The organism is Streptomyces flaveus (assembly GCF_014647675.1).
Taxonomy (GTDB): Bacteria; Actinomycetota; Actinomycetes; order Streptomycetales; family Streptomycetaceae; genus Streptomyces; species Streptomyces flaveus.
Genome location: NZ_BMPQ01000004.1, coordinates 33526 through 45837, shown reverse-complemented (window position 1 = coordinate 45837; position 12312 = coordinate 33526). Strand labels below are relative to the sequence as shown.

At 70.0% G+C, this 12312-nt stretch carries 10 protein-coding genes; 7 read left to right on the top strand and 3 right to left on the bottom strand.

What is annotated here, in order from left to right:
- Window positions 1-201: 201 nt before the first annotated feature.
- The gene (locus IEZ21_RS09535) at window positions 202-1011 is read left to right on the top strand and encodes an SAM-dependent methyltransferase (RefSeq protein WP_189321440.1); all 810 of its coding nucleotides are present in this window, start codon (window positions 202-204) and stop codon (window positions 1009-1011) included.
- 64 nt (window positions 1012-1075) lie between these two features.
- Here IEZ21_RS09535 and IEZ21_RS09530 read toward each other — a convergent pair whose 3' ends face one another.
- The 3 genes from IEZ21_RS09530 to IEZ21_RS09520 form a co-directional block, all read right to left on the bottom strand.
- Window positions 1076-2059, bottom strand: coding sequence for an aldo/keto reductase (locus tag IEZ21_RS09530; RefSeq protein WP_189321439.1), 984 nt, complete (start codon window positions 2057-2059; stop codon window positions 1076-1078).
- Window positions 2060-2160: 101 nt separating this feature from the next.
- A complete protein-coding gene (locus IEZ21_RS09525; RefSeq protein WP_189321438.1) occupies window positions 2161-5841 on the bottom strand; it encodes a substrate-binding domain-containing protein in 3681 nt (1226 codons plus the stop codon).
- Window positions 5842-6033: 192 nt separating this feature from the next.
- Window positions 6034-7005 carry a pectate lyase family protein gene (locus IEZ21_RS09520; RefSeq protein WP_189321437.1) on the bottom strand — a complete coding sequence of 324 codons (972 nt, stop codon included), beginning with the start codon at window positions 7003-7005 and terminating at the stop codon, window positions 6034-6036.
- Between the two features lie 237 nt (window positions 7006-7242).
- Here IEZ21_RS09520 and IEZ21_RS09515 point away from each other — a divergent pair, with 237 nt between their 5' ends.
- From IEZ21_RS09515 to IEZ21_RS09490, 6 genes are all read left to right on the top strand, one after another.
- Window positions 7243-8622, top strand: coding sequence for a TrkH family potassium uptake protein (locus IEZ21_RS09515; RefSeq protein ID WP_189321436.1), 1380 nt, complete (start codon window positions 7243-7245; stop codon window positions 8620-8622).
- Complete coding sequence (locus tag IEZ21_RS09510; protein ID WP_078491637.1) at window positions 8615-9337, top strand: potassium channel family protein; 723 nt, start codon at window positions 8615-8617, stop codon at window positions 9335-9337. Before IEZ21_RS09515 ends, IEZ21_RS09510 begins: the two co-directional genes overlap by 8 nt.
- 148 nt (window positions 9338-9485) lie before the next feature.
- Complete coding sequence (locus IEZ21_RS09505; protein WP_189321435.1) at window positions 9486-9899, top strand: hypothetical protein; 414 nt, start codon at window positions 9486-9488, stop codon at window positions 9897-9899.
- A 36-nt stretch (window positions 9900-9935) separates the two neighbouring features.
- Entirely contained in the window at window positions 9936-10397 is a 462-nt protein-coding gene (locus IEZ21_RS09500) for a CBS domain-containing protein (protein WP_189321434.1), read from the top strand.
- A gap of 176 nt (window positions 10398-10573) precedes the next feature.
- Window positions 10574-11872, top strand: a complete 1299-nt coding sequence (locus IEZ21_RS09495; protein WP_189321433.1) for an ArsB/NhaD family transporter — start codon at window positions 10574-10576, stop codon at window positions 11870-11872.
- Window positions 11873-11971: 99 nt separating this feature from the next.
- Window positions 11972-12241: a DUF1876 domain-containing protein gene (locus IEZ21_RS09490; protein ID WP_189321432.1), complete on the top strand. Its 270-nt coding sequence runs from the start codon at window positions 11972-11974 to the stop codon at window positions 12239-12241.
- The last annotated feature ends 71 nt before the right edge of the window (window positions 12242-12312 follow it).

Sequence of the window (12312 nt, the reverse complement as noted above, 5' to 3'; positions counted from 1 at the left end):
TTGACACGGCTGCGCCAGGAAGAGCAGTTCGACGGCGACGAGTACGTCTATGACGCCGCACCACTCGGCGAAGGGCCTTACTCGACCTGGAGATGCCGCCCACCATGTCTGGCAGCAGGGCTGGATCTGACCTGCAACTCCCCCTCGTTCGACTAAGTTTGGTGTTCGTTGACCGCACAACGATGCGCAGGAGGCACTTTCGTGTCCGATCAAGACCCCCAGCTCGCCGCCGCTGCCGAGATACGCGCCCGGATCGACACGAGCAAGCCGCACTCCGCGCGTTTCTGGAACTACTTCGTGGGCGGCAAGGACAACTACGAGGTGGACCGCGAGATCGGGGACCACATCAAGGAGATCTTCCCCGGCCTCGTGGACGTGGCGCGCACGAGCCGCCAGTTCCTCGGGCGGGCCGTCCGGCATCTGGCCGGCGAACAGGGCATCCGGCAGTTCCTCGACATCGGCACCGGACTGCCGACCGCCGACAATACCCACGAGGTGGCCCAGAGCGTGGCGCCGGACTCGCGGATCGTGTACGTCGACAACGACCCCATGGTGCTCGCGCACGCCCGCGCGCTGCTCACCAGCACGCCTGAAGGCGAAACGGCGTACATCGACGCCGACTTCTACGAGCCCGAGGCCATCCTCAAGGCGGCGGCGAGCACGCTGGACTTCTCGAAGCCCGTCGCCCTGATGATTCTCAACACCCTGGGCCATGTTGCCGATTACGACCAGGCCCGGGCACTGGTCGCGCGTCTCATGGCCGGTCTGCCGTCCGGCAGTTACCTGGTGATCAGTGACAGCACCGCGACCAGCGAGGGCATGATCGCCGCGTCGAACGCGTACAACGAGAGCGGGGCCGTTCCGTACTACGTACGCAGCGTGGAGGAGATCGCCGGGTTCTTCGACGGGCTGGAACTGGCCGAGCCCGGCGTCGTCCAGGTCACCGAGTGGCGCCCGGAATCCGGCGTGTCGGTGGTCGACGCCTACGGCGGGGTGGGCCGCAAGCCGTAGCGGTACGGCGCCGGGGCGGTCAGGTGGCGAGAGGGTCCGTACGCCTGCTGACCGCCCCTCCCCGCTACCAGCGGTGGTGGACCTGCGCCCGGATGCTGCGGTCGTACAGCTCCCGTGCGGCGTCGAGCGTCGCGTCCGGCAGTGGCGTCAGCGCGGCGGCCTCCGCGTTCGCCCGTGCCTGCTCGGGAGAGCGGGCGCCGGGGATGACCGAGGTCACGCCGGGCTGCTGGATGATCCAGCGCAGGGCGGTCTGCGCGGGCGTGGCTCCCTCCGGGGCGAGTGCCGCGAACTCCGCGGCCGCTTCGAGCCCCGACTCGTAGTCGACGCCGGAGAACGTCTCGCCCTGGTCGAAGGACTCGCCGTGCCGGTTGAACGTGCGGTGGTCGTCGGCCGGGAAGACGGTGTCCTTGGTGTACTTGCCGGACAGCAGCCCGGAGGCCAGCGGCACCCGCGCGATGATGCCCACGCCCGCCTCGGCGGCGGCCGGGAGCACCGCCTCCAGCGGCTTGAGCCGGAAGGCGTTGAAGATGATCTGGACACTGGCCGTGCCGGGCCTGGCGATCGCGGTCAGCGCCTCCTCACAGGTCTCCACGCTGACGCCGTACGCGGCGATGCGCTGCTCCTCGACGAGAGTGTCCAGGGCGTCGAAGACCGCGTCGGAGGAGTAGACGGGTGTGGGCGGGCAGTGCAGCTGTACGAGATCGAGCGTGTCCACACCCAGGTTCGTACGCGAACGGTCCGTCCAGGCACGGAAGTTGTCCAGGATGTAGTGCGCCGGCTCCTGCGCCACACGGCGGCCCATCTTCGTGGCGACGAAGAGGTCCGCGTCCGGGCGTTCGCGAAGATAGCGGCCGATGAGCTGCTCGCTGCGACCGTCGCCGTACACGTCGGCGGTGTCGAAGAAGGTCACGCCGCTGTCGACGGCGGCGTCCAGCACGGCGAGCGCGTCCTCCTCCTTGACCTCTCCCCAGTCGGCGCCCAGCTGCCAGGTGCCGAGGCCGACGACGGAGACCTGCTGGTCGATCCTGCCGATTACCCGCTGTTCCATGGTGTCTCTTTCAGTGGTGCCCGTGGGACTTCAGTGCGATGCCGAGCCTCCAGCATCGGGCCTGAGAAGATCGCCCGTCCAACAGAAGAACCCGCACGCATTCATGAACCCGCCTTCTCAATGAGCCCCGTGTCCGCGTCCCGCGGCCGAGGGCCGACGACGGGACCGGCCGTGCGGTAGGCGTGCGGCGCGACGCCGGTCACCCTGCGGAAGACACGGCTGAAGTACGCCCGGTCGGTGAAACCCACCGCCCGCGCCACGCTCTGGATGCTGTCCTCGCTGCCGCGCAACTGCTCGCAGGCCCGCTGGATCCGAAGGCGCGTCAGGTACTCCCACACCGTGAGGCCGTACTGCTGGTGGAAGAGCCGGCCGAGATGATCGGCGCTGACGCCGACGGCCTGGGCGATCTGCCAGCGCGAGATCCGCCGGCGGTAGTGCGTCTGGAGGCAGACCAGGGCCTGGTGGACGAGAGCCCGGTTCCGTCCGGCGGCCTGCGCCCCGTCGCCCGTCATCGTGACGACCAGCCGGGCGGTCTCGTCCGGGGTGAGGATGTCGCGGTCGAGGAGGACGAGACCGGGATGGGACTTGGCGCGGTGGGCGTCGGCGTGGGTGAACCCTTCGGTGCTGAGCAACAGTACGGGGCACGGCGGGCGCCCTCCGAGAAGGTGCCCGCCGGCCAGTCCCGGTCCCGGTCCCTCGAAGCCTCCTTCGGCGAGCCGCCCTTCGGAGAGGCGTCCTTCCGCCACCCGTATCCGGTCGACGAAGTCGAACCCGTCCATGTCCGCGAGCGTCCGCTGCGCGATCACCAGGTGCGGTTCCTCCTCGGCGATCAGGGCGAGCGCCGTGGTGCCGTCGGCCGCGGTACGGACCGGGTGGCCGCGTAACGCCGTGGCCACCGAGCGTCTGAGACGTTCCCGTGACGGTGTCGCTCCGTCGACGACGATGACCGGCCGCGGACTCTTGCTGGGCCGCTGTCCCCGTAGCGCCTGCGCGAGATCCTCGCCCGTCGCCCCGAACAGCACGAACGGGGTGCCGCTCAGCGCCGGTTCGTCGTGCAGGCGCTGCGCCACCCACCACTCCTCGGGCCCGGCGGCTTCGGCGTCCCACACCACTGCGGCCACCGTGCGCTCGCCGGTGGGCGGGTCGGCGTCCGCGTCGGGGTCGGGGTCGGGGTCGACCGGACGGAGCCGTAGCCGGTGCTGCCTGGCGAGGGCGGCGACATCCCCGGCGGGCCTGCCCGTACCGACGGCCAGCAGGGTGCGCCCGGCTCCGGCCGAGGGCGCCCGTGGCCCCGGCGCGGCGGGCAGCGGCAGGTCCACGGTCAGCCGGATGTGCGGCGGGCTGTCGCCGACCGCGTACGAACCGCCGTGCAGCATCACCAGACGACGTGCCGTGGTCGACCCGAGGCCCGCACCTTCGGCCTCGCCGGAGCGCGGGTCCGCGGACGGATCGGCCACCGCCGTGACGGTGACCCTGACGGACGTCGGCGCGGTGCGCGCCGTCAGCACGACGCCGCCCTGCGTGTCGGCTCGTGCCGCGGCGTCCAGTACATGACAGACAGCTCTGGTCAGCTGTTCCCGGTCGGCGAGCACGGCGGGCAGCCGACGGGGCAGTACGAGTGACCAGTCGGCTCCGCCCGGTGCCGTGGCGGCGACGGCACGGAACGCCTTCACCAGTACGGGACGCGGGTCGATCAGCTGTGGGGACAGGCCGAGTTCGTCCGTCCCGGTGCGGGACCACTCCAGCAGATCGTCGACCAGCCGCAGCAGCCGGTCGGCATCGCGATGCACCAACTGGAGCGCCTCGCCCCCGCCCGCTTCGTCCCCGCCCGCTTCGGTGCCCGCATGCCGCCGGATCTCCTCCAGCGGTCCGCGCAGCTCCTGGGTGACCTGGGTCAGCAGCCGTGTCTTGAACGTGCTGGCCCGTTCCGCGGCGTCACGGGCCCGGCGTACCTCCGCGAACAGCCTGATCCCCTTCAGCGCCGCGCTGATCTGGTCACCCAGCGCCCGGTAGAGGCTTCCTCGCCGGTCCGCCTCGTGCCCCGTACCGGATTCGAAGACGGCGAAGCCCAGTTGCTCGTCACCGACGTGGAGGGGTTCGAGCACGAAGGTGAACCGGTCGGCCTCGGGCAGCAGTTCGTCGGGAAGCAGCAGGTGCGCGGGGTACGGATCCGGCTCGGGGCGCGCCCCGTCACGGTCGCCCGATGCGGACGGGACCGGCAGGACCCGCGCCAGTCCGCGGCCGGGGCCTGGGCCGGAGAGCCGGTCCCACGCATCCTCGTAGAGCACCACCCGGCACCCCGGCAGCCCGCCCGCCACCGCGTGCCGCTCCAACACCTCGCCGAGCCCGTCGAGATCGACCACCGTGGCCAGCGCCGTGCCGAACTCCCGCAGTCGGCCTGCCTCCTGAGCATCCAGCCACCGCTCGTACTCCAGCAGCCGCCGGGAAGCATCGGCCGCCAGCAGCCGCGCCTGCGCGAGGAGCCGCTCCCCACGGACACGCGCGGGCTCTGGCAGACACCTCACCGCGTCGTCCCGTATCTCCAGCAACGCCCGCTCCCAGGCCGCCACCGTGTCCGGCCTGCGCACCTGCTGGCCCAACAGGCGCTCCAGCATGGGCAGAAAGCCCTGGACGCCTGGGCCATGCACACCGGGGCCATCGGCGTCAGCCGCGGGACCGGCATCCGCCGGCGTGGGATCGGCATCCGCCCGGAACGCCGCCGCCAACTCCCGCCCGGCGCAAGGAAGCACCGCGAACACCTCGTCGTACGAGCCCGGTCCTTCCGAGCCCGACCCGTCCGAGAGCCGCCCGTCCACGGGCGCCCCGCCGCCCACCGACGCCTGCGCCACCAGCGGCGAAGGGCATCCACAGGAACGGCGTACGACCACGGCACCCGCGACCGCCGTACGGTCCGGCGCGCGATCGCCCCGCAGCCGGGCCACCAGCGTGTCCACGGCCAGCCCGCCCAGCTCCGCGAAGGGCAGCGAGACCGAGGTCAACGGCGGCTCGGACAGCCGGGCTTCGGGGGAATCGTTGAAGCCGACCACGGCGACGTCCTCGGGTACCCGGATGCCCCGCTCGGCGAGCAGCCGCAGCGCGTCCGCCGCCAGTACGTCGCTGCAGGCGACCACGGCGTCGAAGTCCACGCCGGGCCGCAGCCCGCGCGCGTCCAGCAGCACCCGCATCGCCGAGGCGCCGGCGCCCGCCGCGAAGTCGCCCGCGGCGCAGACGAGTTGGCGTTCCGCGGGCAGACGATACTGGGCCAGGGCCTGGGTGTAGGCGCGGTAGCGGCCGAAGGAGACCGGGTTGGTGAGCGGCCCGCGGATGCACGCGGGGCGCCGTACGCCGTGCCGTGCGACCAGATGACCGACGAGTTCCCGCATACCCGCGTACGAGTCCAGTGTCAGGGTTTCGTGGTCGTCGACGCCCTCCAGGGCGTGGTTGAGGCTGACGACCGGCAACTGTCTCAGCGAGCGCAGCAGCCGTTCGGCGTGGTCGCCGGACGCCGGCAGGCCGAGGGTGGAGCTCCAGCAGACGACGCCGTCGAGCCGTGCCCGGTCGACCAGTTCGTACAGTGCGCTCCGCGACGCCTCGCCGCCCGGGCGCAGTGGTCCTCCCGGGAAGCACACGAGGTTCACGTCGTCGCGTTCCGCGGCCCTCAGCGCCCCGGACCACAACGTGGCTCCGACTCCGAGATGGATGTTCGCCGTGACCAGCCCGATCGTGAGCCGTTCCGCTGCCTCCCGCAGCCCCGCGCCTGAGGCGGGTCCCTGTTCCGCCATGTGTGCCTCACTCGTCAGGGGTGCTCCCGGGTGCCTGCCCGGTGATGTCCCGTCGGGTGGAGGAACGTAGGGGAAAGCGCTTACCGGGGCAAGACCTGCGGCACGGCTCGTCCGCAGGTCCTGCCCCGGCCTCCGTGCGGCTGTCAGGTGCCGCACGGTGGGATTCCGGTACGTACCGGATCAGATGGTGCGTCAGATCTTGCCCACTCCGGCGCCCGCCATCACCGCGGCCTTCACGCCGGAGGCGGCGTCGGCGGTGTAGTCGTACGGGATGCTCGCCACGCTGCCGCCGGCCTGGCCCTCGCCGGAGCCGACGAAGTGGTTGTCCTTGGCCACGAGCGTGCCGGGTCCGGAGTCGCCCTCGCCGAGGTGGAAGGGGTCCTCGGTGTTCTCGAAGTAGTTCCCCTCGACGAGCACACCCGCACCTTCGGTGGATGCCACGCCATAGGACCCAATGTCGCTGAAGTAGTTGTTCAGCACGTGCACCGGGTTGCCGAAGCGGACGCGGGGGTTGCGCTGGCCGGTGCCGTCGAACCAGTTGTGGTCGTACGTCACCTTCAGCTTGCCGCTGTCCTCACTGCCGTTGTCGTCGGAGTGGCCCAGCAGCATGTTCTTGTCCTGGTCGTGACTGCGGTTCCACGAAACGGTGATGTTGTTCGAGGCCCGCTTGATGTCGACTCCGCCGTCGCCGGCGCCGGAGATGTCGTTGTGGTCGATCCAGACCTTCTCGGCGTACTCGACGTTGATCGCGTCGTCGCCGGAGCCCGAGAAGGCCAGGTTCTGGATGATCACGTTGTTGACCTTGCTGACGTTCAGACCGCCACCGGTGATCTTGCCGTTGGTGCCGACGCCGACGATGGTCTTGTTGCCGGCGACCTTCGTCATACCGCTCAGCGAGATGGTGCCGTCGACCTTCACGATCGCGGCGCCGCTGCCCTGAACGGCCTCGGTGAAGGCGGAGGCGTTGGACACGGTGACCGTGCTGCCGCCCGCCCCTCCCGTCGTACCGGCGCCGAAGCCGATGGGGCCCGCTGCCGCTACCGCTTTGTCGCCTTCCGACTCGGTCGGGGCTCCGTTCGCGGTGGTCGCCGCGGTGACGGCCAGTACAACGGCCGTACCGGCGGCGACGCTCATCAAGGTGAACCTTGCGCTCGTCCTGCGCATGGGTTTCTCCATCCGTGGGGGTTTGGAGAGCTGATGTACGCGTACGTGTGAGTGAGCCGCGCGACTGGCTTTGCACGATGCTAGAGCGACCGTTGTGGACGATGACGGCGGCTGTGTGGACTATTGCGCGCAGCGGACGAAGTAACGTGTGCGGCGGGATCTTGACGAGCCTTTGACGAGCGCTTGACGCCAGGGATACACGGCGACAGCTTTCGGGATACGGGGAAGGAACGGGCGGTGGCGGGACTGCTGACGCGGCTGCGGTCATGGTCGTCGCTGCTCGCGGCGCATCCCGCGCGTGCGGTCGTGGTGGCGTTCGCCGTCGTGGTGCTGGGCGGTGCGGTGCTGTTGACGCTGCCGGTCGCCGCCGAGGACGGCTCCGCCACGGCCTTCGTGACGGCGTTGTTCACGTCCACCTCCGCGGTCTGCGTCACCGGTCTGGCGGTGGTCGACACGGGAACGTACTGGAGCGGCTTCGGCGAGGGCGTGATCCTCGCGCTGATCCAGGTCGGCGGCTTCGGGATCATGACGATGGCCTCGCTGCTGGCGCTGCTGGTCTCGGGCCGGCTGCGGCTGCGGCTGCAACTGACGGCGCAGGCCGAGACGAAGAGCCTCGGCATCGGGGACGTACGCCGGGTGCTGATCGGTGTCGCCGGTACGACCCTGATCGTCGAGCTCGCGGTGAGCGCCGTCCTCGCGCTGCGTTTCCGCTTCGGATACGGCAACGGCTTCGGCGAGGCGGCGTACCTGGGCTATTTCCATGCCGTGTCGGCGTTCAACAACGCCGGGTTCGGGCTGCACGCCGACAACCTCACCCGCTATGCGCAGGACGCCTGGGTCACGCTGCCGATCGCCGCCGCCGTGATCCTGGGCGGCATCGGCTTCCCCGTCATGCTGGAGCTGCTGCGCCACCGCAACCGGCGGCGGACGACCGGGCGCCGCAACTGGACGCTGCACACCAGGCTGACGCTGATCATGACGGCTGTCCTGCTGGTCACGGGGACCGTGCTGACGTGCCTGCTGGAGTGGACGAATGCGGCGACGCTGGGCCCGCAGGGCGTGGCGCACAAAATCCTCAACGGCTTCTTCCACTCGGCCGTGTCGCGCACCGCCGGGTTCAACTCGCTCGACATCGGCGCCCTGCACGCCTCGACGCTGCTGATGACCTGCGTGCTGATGTTCATCGGCGGCGGCAGCGCCGGAACCGCGGGCGGCATCAAGGTCACCACCTTCGCCGTCCTGTTCGCCGCGATCGTCGCCGAGGTGCGCGGCGAGAGTCACTCCGTGGTGCTGGGCCGCCGGCTGGCCCCGCAGGTGCTGCGCCAGGCGCTGACCGTGGCGCTGCTGGGCATCGGCCTGGTCATCGCGTCCACGCTCGCCCTGCTCACGCTCACCGAGGAGCGTCTGGAGACGGTGCTGTTCGAAGTCGTCTCCGCCTTCGCCACGGTGGGCCTGTCCACCGGCATCACCGCCGACCTGCCGACGACCGGCCAACTGCTGCTGATCGCCCTGATGTTCGTCGGCCGCCTCGGCCCCATCACCCTCGTCTCGGCCCTCGCCCTGCGCGAGCGCACCCGCCGCTACGAACTGCCCGAGGAGCGACCCGTCATTGGCTGACTACCTGCGCTCTCTGCGTGAGCGGCGCCGCAAGCGCCGCGCCGACACCCACGCCCGCGGCGGCGCCGACCAGCGCGTCGCCGTCATCGGCCTGGGCCGCTTCGGCTCCTCACTGGCCGGCGAGCTGATGCGGCGCGGCTGGGACGTCCTCGGGATCGACACCGACGCCCGGCTGGTGCAGAAATACAGCGACAGCCTCACCCACGCCGCCGTCGCCGACTGCACCGAAGCCGAAGCGCTGCATCAGCTCGGTGTCCACGAGTTCACCAGTGCCGTCGTCGCCATCGGCAACGACGTCGAGGCGAGCATCCTGGTCAGCTCGAATCTGCTGGAGGCGGAGGTGCCCAACCTGTGGGCCAAGGCCATCAGCCGCCAGCACGGCCAGATCCTGGAACGCCTCGGTGTGCACCATGTCGTCCTGCCCGAGCACGAGATGGGCGAACGCGTCGCGCACCTGGTCACCGGCCGGATGCTGGACTTCATCGAGTTCGACGACGACTACGCCCTGGTGAAGACCGTCGCCCCTCAGGTCGTCACCGGCATGCCGCTCGGCGAGAGCCGGGTCCGCGCCAGGTACGGCGTCACGGTCGTCGGTATCAAGCGGCCTGGCGAGGGTTTCACGTACGCGACCGCCGACACCGTCGTCCAGAAGGGCGACGTCCTCATCGTCACCGGCAAGACCCACGCGGTGGAGTCCTTCGCCGAGCTGAGTTGAGGCTCAGCTCCGTGACATACGTAATCCGTCAACGAGCCGTACGGGATCCATCAAGCCGGCCCGAGGCGGTCGACGAACGAGGCTCGCCGTGCGTATCTATGGGAGAACGGCAACCGCGTACGGACAGCGACGGGTGAGGAGAGCGGTCATGGTGGAGTGGTACCCGCTGCGGACTCCCGTCGTCAGGCCCGTGCCCGAGCCGGTGGCGACCGGCTTCGTCTGGATGGCGGCCTTCGCGGGGTCCTGTCTCCTGGTGGCCGTGCTCGGTGCCGTAGGCGGACTGTCCAGCCCGTCCTTGGCGCTGGGTGCGTTGTGCGGGCTGGCGGTGCTGCTCGGGTTGCCCGCCCGTTTCCGCGCGGCGCCCGGTATCGCTCTCGTGTGCTGGCTGTTCCTCAACAACTTCGCCATCGCACCCCGCGGTGAACTCACCTGGGACGGCCACCTCGACGCCGCCCGGCTCGTCCTGCTCCTGGCTGCCGCGTTCCTCGGCACGGTCGTCGCCCGGATCATGCACGCCCGCGGCGCCCACCACCGCGTCACCCCGGAGCGGGAGCGACAATGAACAGGGCGGCGACGGAGCAGGAGACAGGAGCCGATCGTGCGGGCACGTGATCTGGCGGTGGAGTACGAGACGGTCGGTCTCGACACCGACGCCTTGGAGGCGGCACGGCTGATGGCCAGGCACCGGCTGCCCGCGCTCCTGGTGGTCGACGAGTCGGGCGCGCCGAAGGCGATCCTGCCGGCCTCCCAGATGATCAAGATCCTGGTGCCGGCGTATGTCATAGAGGACCCGACGCTGGCCGCCGTGGTCGACGAGCGCCACGCCGACCGGCTGTGCCAGGCGCTGAAGGGCCGGACCGTACGGGACTGTCTGTCGAAGTCCGTGCCCGCGCCGCCGGTCGCCACGCCGGACGACACCGCCCTCGAGGTCGCGGCGCTGATGGCGCAGGTGCGCAGCCCGCTGGTGGCGGTGGTGGAGAAGGACAAGGCCGGTCTGCATCTGCTCGGAGTGATCACTGCCTCGCATCTGCTGGACCGGCTGCTCGGCGCCGTGTCGTAAGGGCGGCGTCCCGCTCCGTACTGCCGGAACCCGGCAGGATTCCGGCTACTCCCCTGCGCAGAGGCCATCTGCCGAAGACGCGTCAAGGACGGGTAGGGTTTCTCCCGGTGTGCCGGGAAGTCTGGTCGGCGAGCAGAGGATCACTCTCTCTTCCTCTCTTCCGATCGGTGTGAATCGTGAACGACTGGCACAGCTGGGCCGCGATCGTCGTGTTCGTCGGCGCGTACGCCCTGATCATCAGCGAGAAGATCCACCGCGTCGCCGTGGCCCTCGGCGGTGCCGGCCTGATGCTCGCGATCGGGGCGACCGACGACGTCTCGGCGTTCTACTCCGAGCACTCCGGAATCGACTGGAACGTCATCTTCCTGCTCATGGGCATGATGATGATCGTCGGTGTGCTGAAGAAGACCGGCATGTTCGAGTACCTGGCGATCTGGTCCGTGAAGAAGGCACGCGCCAAGCCGTTCCGGGTGATGGCGATGCTCGTCGTCATCACGGCGGTCGCCTCGGCACTCCTCGACAATGTCACCACGGTCCTGCTGATCGCCCCCGTCACCCTGCTGGTCTGCGAGCGCCTCGGCCTGCCCGCCGCGCCGTTTCTGATCGCCGAGGTGCTGGCCTCCAACATCGGCGGCACGGCCACCCTCGTCGGCGATCCCCCGAACATCATCATCGCCAGCCGCGCCGGCCTGACCTTCAACGACTTCCTGATCCACCTCGCCCCGCTGTCCGCGTTCCTGATCGTCGTACTCGTGCTGCTGTGCCGGGTGATGTTCCGCAAGACCTTCGTGTACGACGAGGACCGGGCCGCCGAGATCATGGCGCTGGAGGAGCGCGAGGCGATCCGCCATCCACGGCTGCTGATCCAGGGGCTGGTCGTGCTCGCCCTGGTCGTCGCCGGGTTCGTCCTCCACCCGGTGCTGCACTACGAGCCCAGCATCGTGGCCCTGCTCGGCGCGGGGCTCCTCATCGCCATCTCTTCGGTGGAGACCAACGAGGTCCTGGCCGAGGTCGAATGGCCCACGCTCGCCTTCTTCGCCGGTCTCTTCATCATGATCGGCGGACTGATCGACACCGGCGTCATCGGCGAGGTCTCCACGACTCTGGCCGACGCGATCGGTGACAACGAACTGGGCGGATCCCTGACGATGCTGGGCGCCTCCGCGGTCCTGTCGGGCGTCGTCGACAACATTCCGTACGTCGCCACGATGGCGCCCATCACCGGTGACCTGGTCGAGAACATGGGCGGCGGCAGCGATCACGTCATGTGGTGGTCCCTGGCCCTGGGCGCCGACCTGGGCGGCAACGCCACCGCGATCGGCGCCTCCGCCAACGTCGTCGTCCTCGGCATCGCCGAACGCAACCGCCAGCCCATCTCCTTCTGGCAGTTCACCAAGTACGGCCTGATCGTCACCGCGGTCACCGTGGCATTCGCCCTCGCCTATGTATGGCTGCGGTACTTCGCCCTCGCGTGACCTACGCCGATGCCGGCAAGCTCCGACGCATACGGCCCCGGGATCCGGGCACTCGTCGCGACTGCACGGAACCTCGGCGGGTGCGAAGGGGTGAGCACCATGCAGGCACGCCTCAACTGGCATATCGACCTGGACATCGAGCAGTCCGACATCGAGAGCGAGGCGACCGCCACCCTGCGGTTGCCCGACGCCACGCGGCTGACGACCCGCGGTCATGCCCGGCGCAATCCCAGCGATCCGGAACAGGACCGGGTCGGTGAGGAGCTCGCCGCGGCCAGGGCGCTCAACGACCTGGCCCGACGGCTGCTACGCAAGGCCGCCCACGAGATCGAGGAGGCCACGCACGCCCCGGCCCGCCCACACCTGTGACGTGGGCTGTTGACCGTCTCGTCCGCAGACCGCGCGGTCGATCAGCTCGATGGTGGCCTTGGCCTGCTGGA